Source organism: Armatimonadota bacterium, assembly GCA_016869025.1.
In the GTDB taxonomy this organism is placed as follows: domain Bacteria; phylum Sysuimicrobiota; class Sysuimicrobiia; order Sysuimicrobiales; family Humicultoraceae; genus VGFA01.
On sequence record VGFA01000031.1, the window covers coordinates 1 to 14710 of the forward strand.

18 protein-coding genes and 1 tRNA gene are annotated in these 14710 nt (G+C 66.0%); 3 read left to right on the forward strand and 16 right to left on the reverse strand.

All coding sequences use genetic code 11. The features are described 5' to 3' along the window. From FJX73_12125 to FJX73_12155, 7 genes are all read right to left on the reverse strand, one after another. Window positions 1-128, reverse strand: a 128-nt coding sequence (locus FJX73_12125) for a 4Fe-4S cluster-binding domain-containing protein (protein MBM3471519.1), incomplete at its 3' end; no start/stop codon positions are given. A 37-nt stretch (window positions 129-165) separates the two neighbouring features. Beyond that, on the reverse strand, window positions 166-957 hold the full coding sequence (locus FJX73_12130) for a FadR family transcriptional regulator (GenBank protein ID MBM3471520.1): 792 nt from the start codon (window positions 955-957) through the stop codon (window positions 166-168). A gap of 205 nt (window positions 958-1162) precedes the next feature. Beyond that, the gene (locus FJX73_12135; protein ID MBM3471521.1) at window positions 1163-2434 is read right to left on the reverse strand and encodes an aminopeptidase P family protein; all 1272 of its coding nucleotides are present in this window, start codon (window positions 2432-2434) and stop codon (window positions 1163-1165) included. 32 nt (window positions 2435-2466) lie between these two features. Then, a complete protein-coding gene (locus FJX73_12140; GenBank protein ID MBM3471522.1) occupies window positions 2467-3174 on the reverse strand; it encodes an aspartate/glutamate racemase family protein in 708 nt (235 codons plus the stop codon). Window positions 3175-3197: 23 nt separating this feature from the next. Then, window positions 3198-4124 (reverse strand): ABC transporter permease, encoded by a 927-nt coding sequence (locus tag FJX73_12145; GenBank protein ID MBM3471523.1) that lies wholly within the window; start codon window positions 4122-4124, stop codon window positions 3198-3200. Then, window positions 4072-5052, reverse strand: a complete 981-nt coding sequence (locus tag FJX73_12150; protein MBM3471524.1) for an ABC transporter permease — start codon at window positions 5050-5052, stop codon at window positions 4072-4074. Before FJX73_12150 ends, FJX73_12145 begins: the two co-directional genes overlap by 53 nt. Then, window positions 5034-6623, reverse strand: a complete 1590-nt coding sequence (locus FJX73_12155) for a hypothetical protein (GenBank protein MBM3471525.1) — start codon at window positions 6621-6623, stop codon at window positions 5034-5036. Before FJX73_12155 ends, FJX73_12150 begins: the two co-directional genes overlap by 19 nt. A gap of 437 nt (window positions 6624-7060) precedes the next feature. Here FJX73_12155 and FJX73_12160 point away from each other — a divergent pair, with 437 nt between their 5' ends. Then, window positions 7061-7267 carry a hypothetical protein gene (locus FJX73_12160; GenBank protein MBM3471526.1) on the forward strand — a complete coding sequence of 69 codons (207 nt, stop codon included), beginning with the start codon at window positions 7061-7063 and terminating at the stop codon, window positions 7265-7267. Then, the gene (locus FJX73_12165; protein MBM3471527.1) at window positions 7264-7665 is read left to right on the forward strand and encodes a PIN domain-containing protein; all 402 of its coding nucleotides are present in this window, start codon (window positions 7264-7266) and stop codon (window positions 7663-7665) included. The genes FJX73_12160 and FJX73_12165 overlap by 4 nt, the downstream gene beginning before the upstream one ends. Before the next feature lie 209 nt (window positions 7666-7874). Here FJX73_12165 and FJX73_12170 read toward each other — a convergent pair. Both FJX73_12170 and secG read right to left on the reverse strand, forming a co-directional pair. Next, window positions 7875-7960: transfer RNA gene (locus tag FJX73_12170), tRNA-Leu, on the reverse strand. A 52-nt stretch (window positions 7961-8012) separates the two neighbouring features. Beyond that, a complete protein-coding gene (gene secG, locus FJX73_12175; GenBank protein ID MBM3471528.1) occupies window positions 8013-8231 on the reverse strand; it encodes a preprotein translocase subunit SecG in 219 nt (72 codons plus the stop codon). A 181-nt stretch (window positions 8232-8412) separates the two neighbouring features. Here secG and FJX73_12180 point away from each other — a divergent pair, with 181 nt between their 5' ends. Next, entirely contained in the window at window positions 8413-8841 is a 429-nt protein-coding gene (locus tag FJX73_12180; protein ID MBM3471529.1) for an OsmC family protein, read from the forward strand. A gap of 45 nt (window positions 8842-8886) precedes the next feature. Here FJX73_12180 and FJX73_12185 read toward each other — a convergent pair whose 3' ends face one another. The 7 genes from FJX73_12185 to FJX73_12215 form a co-directional block, all read right to left on the reverse strand. Continuing rightward, window positions 8887-9654: a triose-phosphate isomerase gene (locus FJX73_12185; GenBank protein ID MBM3471530.1), complete on the reverse strand. Its 768-nt coding sequence runs from the start codon at window positions 9652-9654 to the stop codon at window positions 8887-8889. Continuing rightward, on the reverse strand, window positions 9647-10825 hold the full coding sequence (locus FJX73_12190; GenBank protein MBM3471531.1) for a phosphoglycerate kinase: 1179 nt from the start codon (window positions 10823-10825) through the stop codon (window positions 9647-9649). Before FJX73_12190 ends, FJX73_12185 begins: the two co-directional genes overlap by 8 nt. A 40-nt stretch (window positions 10826-10865) precedes the next feature. Next, window positions 10866-11879, reverse strand: coding sequence for a type I glyceraldehyde-3-phosphate dehydrogenase (gap, locus tag FJX73_12195; GenBank protein MBM3471532.1), 1014 nt, complete (start codon window positions 11877-11879; stop codon window positions 10866-10868). A 2-nt stretch (window positions 11880-11881) separates the two neighbouring features. Then, window positions 11882-12229, reverse strand: coding sequence for a DUF1290 domain-containing protein (locus FJX73_12200; GenBank protein ID MBM3471533.1), 348 nt, complete (start codon window positions 12227-12229; stop codon window positions 11882-11884). 5 nt (window positions 12230-12234) lie between these two features. Continuing rightward, window positions 12235-12996 carry a DUF881 domain-containing protein gene (locus FJX73_12205; GenBank protein MBM3471534.1) on the reverse strand — a complete coding sequence of 254 codons (762 nt, stop codon included), beginning with the start codon at window positions 12994-12996 and terminating at the stop codon, window positions 12235-12237. Continuing rightward, window positions 12989-13630: a V-type ATP synthase subunit D gene (locus FJX73_12210; protein MBM3471535.1), complete on the reverse strand. Its 642-nt coding sequence runs from the start codon at window positions 13628-13630 to the stop codon at window positions 12989-12991. The genes FJX73_12205 and FJX73_12210 overlap by 8 nt, the downstream gene beginning before the upstream one ends. Window positions 13631-13662: 32 nt before the next feature. After that, window positions 13663-14710 (reverse strand): V-type ATP synthase subunit B (locus tag FJX73_12215; GenBank protein ID MBM3471536.1); only part of this gene is annotated, 1048 nt, incomplete at its 5' end.

Here is a 14710-nt window from a genome sequence, read left to right on the forward strand (position 1 = left end):
GGAGAGATTGACTCGGGGTTGTGGCACCACAGGCAGCGAAGCGGGCATCCTTTGAGGAAGACGGTCGTCCGGATGCCGGGCCCGTCGTTCACGGCGAACCGCATGATGTTGAAGACGACCCCGGTCATGTCCTGGGAGACACCCGCAACGCTGCGGCGCCTCCCTTCATGGAGCGCGTGGCGCCGTGCGATCGGTCCGGTACTCGCTGACGTTCACCCGCTCGGCCCAGGCGAGATGGTCGGACATGGCTCTCCGCGCGGTCTCCGGCGATCGGGCCGTGATCGCCTCAAAGAGCGCGCGATGCCCCTCACGCGAGGTCGGGATCCGGTCGGCGCTCGCGGTGATGCTGACCCTGCGCACGAACATGAGCAGCTCGCGCATCGAGTCGATGAGCTGGAGGAAGAGCCGGTTGTGGGTGGCCCTCAGCACCGCGTCGTGGAACGCCACGTCCTGCGCCGCGTAGGCCTGCGGGTCGCCGCCCACCCCATCGAGCGCGTCGAGTTGCTGGCGCATCGCCGCAATATCGTCATCTGTCGCGCGCTCCGAGGCCAGCGCGGCCGCCTCGGTCTCGATGACCCTGCGCAGCTCGAGACTCTCCTTAAGGATGCCATCATCCACGCCGACCTCTAGCCGCGCGGCCAGGATCTCGGGCGAGAGGTCGCGCCATGCGCTGGGCTCGCTCACCCGGCTGACACGGCCCTGACGGGTCTCGATCATTCCAAGGGTGGCCAGGATCTTGAAGGCCTCGCGGATGACCGGCCTGCTTACCTCGAATCTGCGGGCGAGGTCGCCGGATGAAGGAAGGGGTTCACCCGGCCGAAAGTGGCCGAGCAGGATGCTCGTGATCAGTGCTTGGGCGGTCTGACGCGAGAGCGTCTCCCTGGCAACCCCGGCACCGACTAGCGATCCGGTCCGCTGCGAGTCAGGTTGAGTGTTGTCCATGGGCGGACTTGTCATGTTACCTGACAAGCCCGATTGTACACGCACCCCTCGAATCAAGGCAATAGGCCTGGCGCGAGACGCTCGCCGCAAAGAGTGCTCGCCAGGACGCTGGGGACGCTGGAGCACGCCGATGCGCGAACAGACGTTCGAGTTCCCGTGCAACCGCCTACACCAACTCCCACACCAACTGGGGAATCCCCTGGCGCGCAGTGCCAGGCGGTCAGATCACAACAAGATCGCGCGTGAGCGTGTTGAAATCCTCGAATCCCGCCTCCGTCAAGCAGACAACGTCCTCACATTGGAAGCCCCCGATGCCGTCGATGTACCACGGAAGCTCGACGGCGAGGACCATGCCGGGCTCAAGCACGCGCACTTCCGCCGCGCTGATCACCGGCGTCTCCTCGAGGGGGTCCAGGCCGATGCTGTGGCCGATGTGCCCCCGGAGGTACGTGCCGAAACCGGCTGCGCGCATGGCCTCCATGCCGGCGAAATAGACGTCACAGAATCGGCTGCCGGGCCGCACTGCGGCCAGGGCGGCGTCGTGCGCGCGAACGAGTGCGGATTGGATCCGTCTTTGCGCCTCGTTGGCCCGGGCGTAGACGAAGGTGCGGGCGATGTCCGAATGAAGGCCGCAGACGTCGGCGCCGCAGTCGAACATGATCTGGTCGCCCGGGCGGATGGTCGCGTCCGGCGTGCTGACCCAGGGATGTGGCCCAATGCGAACGCTGGCCCCGGCCATGCGGAATCCGGACACCCCGCGGCGCTGAACTGCCTGAAGCGCGCCCATCTGGAATCGAAGGCGGATGTCGGCGTGGCTCGTCGTCTCGCTCACGCCCTCTACGGCCGCGAGAATGCCCTGCTCGGCCACCCAGACGGCGGTGCGCAGGTGGGCGATCTCCTGCGGTGTCTTGATCGATCGCAGTTCTCGCAGCAGCGGGCTTGCGTCCACGAACGTGACGCCCGGCAGGGCCTCATGGAGCCGCGTGAACGCGCCCTGAGAGATGAAGTCGAGGTCGAGCCCGATGTGCGCGTCCAGCAGGCCTCGCGCCATCAGGAGTTGCCTCAGCACGTCGAGGATGACTACCGTGCCAAAGAAGCCCGGCCGCCGCTCTGGTTTGAGCCGGGCCGACCGCGCCTCGCGCAGCGCAGCGGCGATGTCAGGCGCGGCCACATCCGCGTCGGACACGCTGTCGAGATCGACCCATATCGGATACCCGCGGACATCCTCAATGCCCGAAGAGGCGCGGGCCCCTGCGATTTCGTTCTCGGCCACGACCATGGCAAGGTTCGAGCCTGTAGCCGGCACCAGGGCCCATGCAGTGGGCAGGCCGGCCTCGTACCACATCTCGCCCATGAGGCTGCCAAAGCCTGTCACGTGCGCCACGTTCTTTGGCGCCGACACGAGCAGGGCGTCCATCCCGCGAGCAGACATGCGCTGAGTCGCCTTCTTTATGTCCATGGATCTGTGCGGCCCCTGGTCCTCCCCGGCCATTCCCTCCTACCCTTCACGGCGTGTCACGGCAATCAGGGTGTCTGGCGCTGCTCAAAGGCCCGCAGCACCGCCTCCTCGGCGTGAATCGTCGTCGTATCGAACAGTGGAACCGGACTGTCCTCTGGCTGCACGAGCAGCATGATCTCCGTGCATCCCAAGATGACGGCCTCGGCGCCATCGGCGACGAGACGGTCGATCACGGCCCTGAATCGCGCTCTCGACTCGGGTCGCACCTCGCCGCGGACGAGCTCCCGGTAGATGACGTCGTGAACGGTCTCGCGATCCTCCGGTCCCGGGATAATGACGTTGAGACCGAACTGCCGAGCAAGGCGCCCCTTGTAGAAGTCCTGCTCCATCGTGAAGGCCGTTCCCAGGAGCCCGACTCGACCGACCCCCGCCGCGTTGATCCGAGCAGCGGTGGGGTCGGCGATGTGGAGGAGCGGAATCGAGATGGCCGCCGCCACGTCGTCGGCCATGCGGTGCATCGTGTTGGAGCATATGAGCAGGAAGTCGGCGCCGCCTCGCTCGAGGCGCTGGGCGGCATCGATCATCAGGCGCGTTGCCGCCTGCCAGTCGCCCATGTGCTGGAGCGACTCGATCTCGCCGAAGTCAAACGAGTACATCAGGGTTCGGGCGGAGTGAACGCCGCCTAGCCTCTGCTGTGCCAAGCGATTGATGATGCGGTAGTACTCCGCCGACGATTCCCAGCTCAGCCCCCCAATCATGCCTATGAGCTGCACTGATCTTCTCTCCTCTCCGCGATCTACCGCCGCTTCAGGCGGGGGTCAAACGCCTCGCGAAGGCCGTCTCCGACGAAGTTGAAGCTGGTTACCGTCAGCGCGATCATAGCGCCGGGGAAGACCGAAAGCCACGGCGCCCTCCTAAGGTAGTTCTGCGCGTTCTGCAGCATGTTGCCCCATGTCGGGGTGGAAGGATCGACGCCAAATCCCAGAAAGCTCAGCGCGGACTCGGCAAGAATGGCGTTGGCAACCGCCAGGGTCGCTGCGACAACCATTGGCGCAGTCGTGTTTGGGATGATATGCCGGATGACGATGCGCGCGTTCGGAAGACCGATGGCACGAGCCGCCGCAATGAACTCCTGCTCGCGCAGCGACATGGTCTGCGCCCGGACAAGTCGGGCCACGCTGACCCAGCTGATCCCGCCCAGCAACAGCACAAGTAGAGGCGGCGTGACCTTGATGAAGGCGCCGAGCACCATGGCGAGCGGGAGCATCGGAATCGACCACAGCACGTCCATTAGACGGGAGATCGCGCTGTCAACCCACCCCCCGCTCCACCCCGCCGTCGCGCCCAGCGCGGCTCCGATCAGCACCGTAAGCCCCGAGACCCCAAGCCCGACGACAAGCGACACACGGGTCGCGAATATCAGGCGACTCAAGGTGTCGCGACCGAGGGGGTCGGTGCCCAGCCATGCGGTTCGTCCGGGCGTGGAGAAGGCGTTGAAGTAGTCAAGGGCGTCCGGGTCGCGCGGGGCGAGCCAGGGTGCAAACACGGCGATGCAGATGAGAACGACAATCGTTGCGGCACCAAACCTAGCCAGCGGGTTGCGGCGAAAGTCGCGCCAGCTCCGCGAGTACGCGGGGGCAATCGACCCCGGCGCCTCCGGGCCGGTCGGGCTAGCCGCGCGCTTCGACGCGGATCCGGGGATCGACGAGGGCATAGGCGACATCCGCGGCCAGGTTGCCAAGAACCGCAAGCACCGCGAGGACCATAAAGTCAGCTATCAGCACGGGGTAGTTCCTGCCGAGCAGCGATTCGATTATGAGACGTCCGTTCCCCGGCCACGAGAAGATGGCCTCGGTGACCAGCGCGCCGGAGAACAACCCGGGCAGAGAGAGGCCGAGCAGGGTGACGATCACCAGCAGCGTGTTGCTCAGCGCGTGCCTGAAGACCACCACCCGCGAGGCCAGCCCCTTGGCGCGCGCCGTGCGGATGTAGTCCTCCTGCAGGACCTCGATGAGGCTTGAGTGGATGTACCGCGCCCACATCGCGAGGTTCACGAATGCCAGCACAAGCGCCGGCATCACGAGATAACGGAGCCGGTCGAGCAGAGAGAAAGGCGCGCCGATCGTGTACATGCCTCCAGAAGGCAGTAGACCAAGCCAGGCAGAGAAGACCATGAGCGCAAGGAGCCCGGTCCAGAAGGTCGGTACCGAGATGCCGAGGAGCGTCAGCACGTTCACCACGTAACGAGCGACGCTCCGCGGCCGCGTAGCAGTGAACACGCCCACGGGGACCGCGATCAACAGCGACAGGGCATACGCGGTCCCCATGAGCGTCAGCGTCGCGGGTATGCGCTCCAGGATGACGACGCGAACGTCACGGCCATCCTTGTACGAGGTCCCCCAAGACCCCGAAAGCACCCCACCGACCCAGGCCAGGTACTGCACCGGAAGCGGGCGGTCAAGCCCCAGGCTGCGCTCGATCTCCGCCTGCTGTTGCGCAGTGAAGTCCGGACCGAGCGCGTACACCGCGGTCGGCCCGCCCGGCGCGGTGTGAACGAGCCCAAAGACCACTACCGAGATGCCGAACAGGAGTGGCACGAGGCCCAGAAGCCGTCGCGCCACATAGCGGTGCATCAGCGCCCAACCCACCATTCATGGGCGTTCCAGGTATTGACGCCGCCTCCCGCGACCGGTCGGAATCCGTTGACCCTCGTCTTCGTCCCGTCAAAGAACACCCGCTCGTAGAGGAAGATGTTCGTCGCTTCCTGCGCGATGAGCTTCTGCGCTCTGTGGTACAGATCTCGTCGCTTTCGCTGATCCTGGATGACCCTGGCCTCGTCGATCAGGGCGTCGAGCTGCGGAAGTCTCAGGCGCAGCCAGTTGTTTCCCTTGCTGTGCCACCAGATGAAGAGCATCGTGTCCGGGTCGGGCCCGGCCCCCCAGAATCCATAGCCGATGGCGAAGTCGCCGCCCCGCATGAGCGTCACGAACGTTCCGACGTCCACGGGTGAGATGTCGACTGCCGCCCCCACTTCTCTCCACTGGCGCTGGGCGATCTGGACTATCTGCAACCGCTCCACATCGCCCGCTATGTTAACGATGGAGAAGGCCAGACGCTGGCCGTCCTTCTCACGGACACCGGTGGCAGGGTTGAGCCTCCAGCCCGCTTCGTCCAGGAGTTGCCGGGCCTTGGCGGGATCGTACTCGAACTTCGGAACCGCCGGATCATGGGCCCACGACGGCGACGTGATGGGAGTCCAGGCCGGCTCGACAAGCCCCCGCAGAACGGTCTGGGCAATACCCTTCTTGTCAAGGGCATGGGTGAGCGCCTGTCGCACGCGCCGGTCGGACATGATGGGATGCGAGTTGTTGATCGTGAAGTGGAAGATCGAATAGGAGGGGGTGCGCCAGATCTTCCATCCGGGGTTCCTGTCCAAGCCCGGCACCTGCTCGGCGGTGATGGCATAGCGCATGTCGATGTCGCCCTTCTCCATGGCCGCGAGGAGCGCGTTAGCGTCCGGTATGATGCGGTAGACGATGGCGGCGACGTTGGGCGAACCGAGGTAGTAGTCGGGGTTCCTGCTCACGAGTATGTGGCTGCCCGAGACCCACTCGACGAGCTTGAAGGGTCCGAGCCCCACCGTGGGCGCGGTGTTCCACCGGGCGGTGTTGAGGTCCCGCCCCTCCAATACGTGCTTCGGCAGTATCCCGAGGCCGTTCCACGTGTAGATCCACGGCGCCTCCGGTTCCTTGAGGTTGAACACGACCGTGTGGGCGTCGGGCGCCCTGACGGACGCGACATTCAAGAACCCCGCCGGTCGGCCTATGACGCGGTTCTTCGGGTCCATCATCGCTTCATGGGTGAAGACGACGTCGGCGGAGGTGAACGGCCGGCCGTCGTGCCACCGGACATCCCGCCGGAGCCGGTAGGTGTATGTCTTTCCGTCCGCGGAGACGGCAGGGAGCTCCCGGGCGAGGAACGGGATGACGTTGCCCTTGTCATCGATTTTCGTCAGCGCGTCGAGGACGAGGTTGAAGGCTTCCTGCGATACCGTAAGGTTCGTCAGGAGCGGGTTCAGGACGTTGGGCTCCTGGATCGAGCCGATCACGACCTGGCCGCCGCGGTGGGGGGTCTCGGAGCCCGGCGTGGGCTGGGCGAAGCCGGATGCGGCGGTCGCGACTATCGCGATGCCGATGGCTAGCAACGTGCTGAGGCGCATCATGACTTTTGCCTTCCCTCCTTGGAAATATGGTTTGCGGCCAACCTTCTGCTGTTCCGGGTTCTAGAGGCATCAGTGCCACTCCTGCGTTGCGGAAGCTGAGGCCCGTCATGAGCAGGCGGACACGGCGCGGGGAAGCAGCGATTCTCAAGACCGGCGGACAAGCACTTGGTGCCGGGAGGGGGATTCTGCATTTGCCCACCTGGCATCTGGCCCGGCGCGCTGTCGCGTAGGACGGCGGCATCATCTCGACGCATTGCTCGCTCATTTGGAGAGAACGCCACAGCACAGAGGCCGACGCGGAGCAGAACATGCTGCGGTGATGGGATCTCATCAGCTTGCGCTCGAGCGACGGTTGTAGTACAATCCCATCGAGATGTCATACAAAATGGCGCTACGCGGGGTGCGGCTTGCCTACGAGTGTTCGTTTGGATCGAGAGATGGAGACCAGGCTGCGTGCCATAGCCGAGTCTGAGGGAGTCCCGTTGTCGGAAGTCTTGCGGCGCGCGGCGCAGCACTACTTGAGTGAGACGGGCGGCTCTCTGCGGGTGCGGCTGGCCGACGCCGTCGGCACCGTCCGATCGGGCGGAGGCCGTGCCCAACGTACCGGCGAGAGCTTCAAACACCTCATCAGGCGGCGGTCGTGATTCTCACCGACGCAGGGCCTCTCGTCGCCATCGTTGACCGGGGCGAACCCGACCACAAGAAGTGCGTGGATGCGCTGGCCAAGCTGCCCGGACCCATGCTGACGACATGGCCCGCGTTCACCGAGGCGATGTATCTTCTCGGCGATGCCGCGGGCTGGCAGGCACAGGAAGTGTTGTGGCGACTTCAGCAGCGAGGAGACTTGGTCGTGGAAATGCCTGCACGCCTCGACCGTGCAGCCGAGCTCATGAGGCGATACCGTGACCTGCCCATGGACTTGGCCGACGCCACGCTCGTTGCTCTCGCCGAGGAGCGCGGGCTCGGAACGATCTTCTCCCTGGACAGAGATTTCCAGGTGTACCGATTGGCACGTGGCAAGCCGTTCAAGGTCATCCCTTGAACCTGGTGATCTTCAGGGCATAGTGCGGCCGCAATCGCCCTAGCGCACCACCCGTTCGGTGATTCGGCCCCAGGCACGACTGCGGGCAGATCACCGACTCGCTGTCCGATGCCGGGTCGCTGGTGAACATTCTCCCGCTGGCCCACGTCGTCATCGGTGACGGTCATTACCAGCGTACGCGAACTCGGACTCATACGAACAAATGTTCGTGGTGCCGGGAGGGGGATTTGAACCCCCACGGGAAACCCCACACGCCCCTCAAGCGTGCGCGTCTGCCAAGTTCCGCCATCCCGGCAGGCACAACAACACGTACCGATCAGGCAAGGGCGGCGGGACCGCCCCGCCCTCTAGCGCCAGAAGGACAGAATGCCTCCTGTAATCACGAACAGGATAGAAGCCACGGCCGTGACACGGGTCATCAGCGATTCACGCGGCCGGGGGCCATGGAACATGCGGGCGCTCCCGCCGATGGCGCCCAACCCCTCACCCTTCGGTCCCTGGAGCAGGATTATCCCCACCAGGGACAACGAGACGACAAGGTGAACAATCACCAGGACGTCGCTCAACCGGTCCACCTCCAGACAGCAGTCCCGGGGCCGCCGGCCCCGGAACACCACCAATCGTAGCATCCGGGACTGGTCAAATCAACCGGTCCACCAGTCCGCCTTGACAGCGCCTGGACCCAGCCGTGAACATACACTGGAGAACACCACGCGCTGCAGAACAGACAAGCCAAGAGGAGGCGCAATGAACATCTCGGTTTCGTGGACTCCTGGGATGCGGTTCGATGCCACCGCTCCGGAGGGTACGCACTTCGCAATGGACGCGCATCGCGAGTTCGGCGGGAGTGGGGCAGGCCCGACGCCGATGGAGACGGTGCTGGCCGCCCTGGCCGGCTGCACCGGCATGGACGTGGTCTCGATCCTCAAGAAGATGCGCGCCCCCCTCGAAGCGCTGACGATCGAGGTGAGCGCGGAGCGTGCCGCGGACCATCCCAAGGTGTTCACCGCGATCCACTTGCGCTACCGTGCCTCCGGAGCCGGCCTGCAGAAAGAGCAGGTCGAGAAGGCAGCCAACCTATCCGAGGAGCGGTACTGCTCGGTGGCCGCGATGCTGGGCCAGGCGGCGCGCATCACCTACGAGGTGATCGTGGAGGGTACTGCCACCGCCGCGTAGCCGCCGGAGCTCGAGACCGGATAGGCCGCGGCAGCCAGCGGGCGGTCAGATTGCGACCGCCCGCACGATCGCCGTGAAAGTGTCCGCGTTGAGACTGGCGCCTCCCACAAGCGCGCCGTCCACCTCGGGCTGGCTCACGAACTCGCCTATCGTCTCCGGCGTAACGCTGCCGCCGTAGAGGATGCGTACGCCCGCCGCGGCACCACCGAACCACTCACCCAGCCACTCCCGTAGCAGCCGGGCGATGCGGCCGGCCTCGGCGCCGGTGGCTGGAATGCCGGTTCCAATGGCCCAAACCGGTTCATAGGCCACAACAAGCTGAGCCGCCTGTTCACTCGCCAGTCCCAGCGTCCCGATGCGCGCCTGGGTCTGGATGATCCGCTCGGTCCGACCGGCCTCTCGCTCGTCCAACGACTCCCCAACGCAGAGGATCGGAATGAGCTCGCCGGAGGCGGCCGCCGCCACCTTCCGGCCTACCGCCTCATCCTCCTCACCCAGCAGCCGTCGGCGCTCCGAGTGCCCCACGATAGCATAGGTGCACCCCAGGTCCCAGAGCATCTCCGCGGAGATCTCGCCCGTGTAGGCACCCCTGGCCTCCCAGTGCAGGTCCTGGGCGCCGAGCTCGACCGACGATCCACCCAGCACGCAGCCGACCTCGGCCAGCGCCGTAAACGGGGGACAGACGACCACGTCCACGTCAACGACACCGGCCAGGCCTGACGCCACCCCCGAGGCCAGGTCGCGCGCCTCGCGCACGGTCGTGTGCATCTTCCAGTTGCCGGCTACAAGCGGCGTGCGCGTCCCCTTACGCATCCTGCAGCACCGCGATTCCCGGCAGCTCCCGGCCCTCCAGGAACTCGAGCGAGGCCCCGCCGCCGGTGGAGATGTGGGTCATACGGCCGGCCAGGCCGAAAGCCTCGACAGCGGCCGCGGTGTCGCCGCCTCCTACAACCGTGACCGCGGGGGAATCTGCCATGGCCTCGGCCACTGCCCGCGTGCCGCCGGCGAACGCGGGGATCTCGAAGACACCCATCGGGCCGTTCCACAACGCCGTGCCAGCGCCCCGGACGATGCCGGCGAACCGCGCGGCGGTCCTGGGGCCGATGTCCACACCTGCCCAGCCCGGCGGAATTGCTGCGGCGTCCACCACCTGGTGGTCGGCGCCGGCCTCCACCGCGGTTGCCGCCACAACGTCCACCGGGAGCTCAAACCCCACTCCTCTGCCGGCGGCTTCGGCCAGCAGATCGGCGGCGAGCCCCAGGGAGTCCTGCTCGCAGATCGAGGCGCCGATCTCGCGTCCCTGCGCACGCAGGAAGGTGTACGCCATTCCCCCACCCACCAGCAGCGTGTCCGCGCGATCCAGCAGGTGCCGGATCACCCCGATCTTGTCGGACACCTTCTTTCCGCCCAGGATGGCAACGAACGGCCGGACCGGCGAGTCCAGCGCCTGACCGAGATGCGCCAGCTCTTTCTCCAGCAGCAGCCCGGCCACGGCGGGCAGGTGCGCGGCGATACCGGCCGTAGATGCGTGCGCCCGGTGGGCGGCCCCGAAGGCGTCGTTCACGTACAGGTCGGCCAGGGCAGCGAGCCGGGCGGCAAAGCCCGGATCGTTGGCTTCCTCTTCAGGGTGGAACCTCAGGTTCTCGAGCAGGACCGCGTCGCCCGGGCCCATGCGCGCGACCGCGTCCTCAACCGCGGGCCCGACGCAGTCCGGCAGCAAGGGGACAGGGCGGTCCAGCAGCGTCCCGAGGCGTTCGGCTACCGGCGCCAGCGTGAAGGCCTGGTCCGGGCGTCCCTTGGGCCGCCCAAAGTGGGAGGCCAGGATCGCGCGGGCGCCGCGCTCGAGCAGGTACCGTATGGTCGGCAGCGACTCGCGAATCCGGCGGTCGTCGGTTATCCGGCCGCCCTCCATCGGAACGTTGAAGTCGCAGCGCACCAGCACGCGCCGCCCGGAAACATCAATGTCACGCACCGTCTTCTTCATCGTCAGGACACCCGACGCCGGCTGCTAGGGGCTCGTCCGATCACAGGCCGCGCTCGGCCATGTAGTGCACCAGGTCGGCGATCCGGCACGCGTACCCCCACTCGTTGTCGTACCACGTCATGACCTTGGCCAGGGTGTCGCCCATCACCATCGTCAGCGGGCCGTCAACGATGCCCGACCGCGAATCGCCCTTGAAGTCCATGGAGACCAGTGGGGCCTCGCTGTACCCGAGGTAGCCCTTCAATTCGCCGTCGGCCGCCTGCTTGAAGGCGGCGTTGAGCGCCTCCGCGGTGGTCGGCTTCTCCAGCTCCACAACCAGGTCCACGACGGACACGGTGGGCGTGGGGACGCGTAGCGCGATTCCCGTCAGTTTCCCCTTCAGCTCCGGCAGCACCAGGAAGATCGCCTTGGCTGCGCCGGTGCTCGCGGGGATGATGTTCAGCGCCGCCGCCCTCGCCTCGCGCAGGTCGTCGCTGACCACGTCCAGGATGCGCTGGGTGTTGGTGTACGAGTGGACCGTGGTCATGAATCCCCGCTTGATCCCAAACTGGCGGCTGAGCACCTTGGCGGTCACAGAGAGCCCGTTGGTGGTGCAAGAGCCGTTGCTGATGATTGCGTGCTGCTTGGGGTCGTAGAGTTCGTGGTTGACGCCCATGTTGATCATGATGTCATCACCCTTGCCCGGCGCGCTGATGACCACCCTCTTGGCCCCGCCCTGCAAATGCCCCCGGGACTTGTCGGCGGAGGTGAAGCGGCCGGTGGACTCGATCACAACCTCGGCGCCCGCCCTCGACCACGGGATCCCGGCCGGGTCGCGCTCGGCGAACACCGTGATCTCAAGATCGTCCACTGCCAGCTTGCCGTCGCGTGCCCCCACCGGGCCCGGGTAGGTGCCGTAGTTCGAGTCGTACTTGAAGAGGTGTGCGTTCGTTTCTAGGTCGGCGATGTCGTTGATCGCCACAACCTGAACCTGGTCGGGATACCGCTCGCGCATGGCCCGAAGCGCCAGACGGCCGATGCGGCCGAACCCGTTGATGCCAACGCGGACTGTCATTGCTATCTCCCACCTTTCATGTGGCGTGCAATGAGATCACGCCGGATAAACCCGATGTTGTCGAAGATCCGGATGCTGAACGCGATAACCGCACCCAGATAGATGTCCAACCCCAGGAGGTCGCCGATCCCGGCCAGCAGCGCCGCGAACGAGGCGTTGACCACGAACCCCGTGAGGAAGATCGTAAGGTCGAACCGGTCTTCCAGTTGCGCCCGCAGCCCTCCCAGGGTGGTGTCTATCGCCGCGAGTATTGCGATCGCGGTGTACTTGACGTACCCCAGCGGGATCTCCACCGAGAACAGGAAGCCCAAGGCGATACCCAGAACCAGGCCGATGATCGGGAGCCACATCGTCCCTACTCCTTCCCCTCGACAGAGGCGTACTCAAACCGGAAGGTACCGCGGTAGGGCGGCACCTCCACGAGTTCGCGAGGCGCCACCTTCACCGGGAAACCGAACGCCGTCAGCAGCTCGATCGCGCCGCCGGGCCGCCGCACGGCCTGAACCAACTGCTTGGGCTCGCCCACGGCCTCAATCAGGAAGGGCGGGGCCAGGCGCTTGGTGTTGGCGAGAATCGTGGTGCCGACGCAGGAGATTCCGGTTGTGCCCACGATCCGCTCGCCGTTCAGCGCGATCGCCTCGGCACCCGCCGCCCACAGCTCCGCGACCACGCCTTGAATGTCTGAGTAGTGCAGGATGGTCTTGTTGGGATCCTCGCCGGCCCGAGGCAGCCGCGTGCTGTCGTTCAGTTCCACCGTTATCCCAGGACCCACCAGCGCCGTGATGCCCGCAAGCGTCCGAAGTTCCTGAAGGTCCCGGCTCATCTTCGCGGCCGTGGTCCGGCCTTCGGCCGAGGCCTTCTCGTACACTGCCAGCCGGCCACGCAGCTCGGCGACCTGGGACTCCAGCGCCGCGCGGCCGCGCTCTTGATCTCGGAGCAGGAAGGCCAGCCCCTCCAGTTGCGTGGAAGGGATGCGCAGGGCCCGCCGGATCTGCCACTCGGTCCGAACTTGCACCACAACCAGATAGCCGGCCAGCGCCAGCACGAGGGCCAGGGCTGCCGACCAGCGAGCGACCGACAGCGCCAGCGTACGACCGCTCCGTGTCTCGCTAGGCACCGCTCTCCTTGGCCTCGAGCTTCTTCTTTATGCGCTTGAGGCGGAAGACATCCTCTCGGGCTCGCTGTTCCAGCACCGAGGCGATGTAGCGGGTCTCGCCGGCAAGCCGCGGGATAACCACCTGCTCCAGCGCGTTGACGCGGCGGGTGGTCTTCTTGATCTCCTCGCCTATCCTGCGGAGCTTGACCTCGGTCGCCCCCACGGCCAGGATGGCCGCGAGCACCCCCTCAAAGTTGGAGGTGCTCTCGATGGTCCGGGCGCTGGTGGCGACGGGGTTCTGACCCCGCTCCAGCAACGGCCGGCGCACCTCGGGCAGGGTCATCTCGGGAATCCGCGTGCCCCAGAGGCTGCGGATCTCGATGTCCATCAGGATGTCGCGGCCCGCTGGTAGCGCGGCCGCCTCCAGCGCCTCCCTGCCCTCCCAGGCCTTGGCCAGGGAGAGCGCGACGTACGACTCGCGGCAGGCGGCTGAAAGCCACTCGCGGGCCGCGAGCGACTCGCGAACGATCTTGAAGAAGTCGGCGACCAGCGCGTCCCTCTTGCGCTTGAGGAGATCCACGCCCTGCTGCGCAACGCGCAACTGGTTGCGCCGCGCCAGCAGGTTCATTCGGGTCGGGCTGATCACCTCTGCCATGCCGTGGGTTCTCCGTCCTCGCCCTGCCCGGACTAGATCCGGGTGGTCCTATCCTCCCAGATCTTCTCCATCTGCTCGCCGTAGTACTTGTTCACGTGATCCTGCTTGACGCGCTTCAGCTCGCCGCGCGGGAAGCCCGAGAGCAGTCTCCAGCCCATAGCAAGCGTCTCCTCGATGGTCCGGTCGGTCTCACCCTGGCCCAGGAAGCGGCGCTCGAAATCCTCCGCGAACCTGAGGTAGAGCCGATCTAGGTCGGTGAGCGCCTCTTCACCAATAATGGCGACCAGCCGACGCAGGTCCACGCCGTTCGCGTAGGAGGCAAAGAGCTGGTCCTTGACGTTGGCGTGATCGGCGCGGGTCCGGTTGGGGCCGATGCCGTCGTTCATCAGGCGCGAGAGACTGGGCAGCGGGTTGATAGGCGGATAGACGCCGTTGCGGTGCAGCGCGCGGCTGAGCACGATCTGCCCCTCGGTGATGTAGCCGGTCAGATCCGGAATGGGGTGGGTAATGTCGTCGTCGGGCATGGTCAGTATCGGGAGCTGCGTGATGGAACCCTTGCGGCCGAGCACGCGGCCCGCCCGCTCGTAGATCATCGCCAGGTCGGTGTACATGTAGCCGGGGTAGCCGCGCCGGCCCGGGATCTCCTCGCGCGCCGCGCCGATTTCGCGAAGAGCCTCGCAGTTGGACACGATCAGTCCGTTTTCCACCAGGAAGTTGTGGGTGGGCTCAACGGTCAGGTCGTAGACGAATGCCTCGCGGGCCGAGCAGTCTTCAATGGAAATGATCTTGTCCAGCACCACCGACTCGGAGGTCAAAGCTATGAGCCTCTGAAACTCGTGATCCCCCTGGTCGACCAAAGGCCGCATGCGGTCCGCCCATTGTCGGACGAGGCCGACGGACGGTCTCCTGAGCCCTGACTCAACCTGCGAGACAGTGCTGGATACGCCCAAGTCAGCACCATTCACGGCGTATCGCTTCCTCAACAAGCGGACCAATCCGCCGCACGCACGGGGGGCAGCCTCAAACGCGCTTGCCCTTCGCGTCCCGTGACCCTGCCCGTACATCGCGCGTACGTGCTCA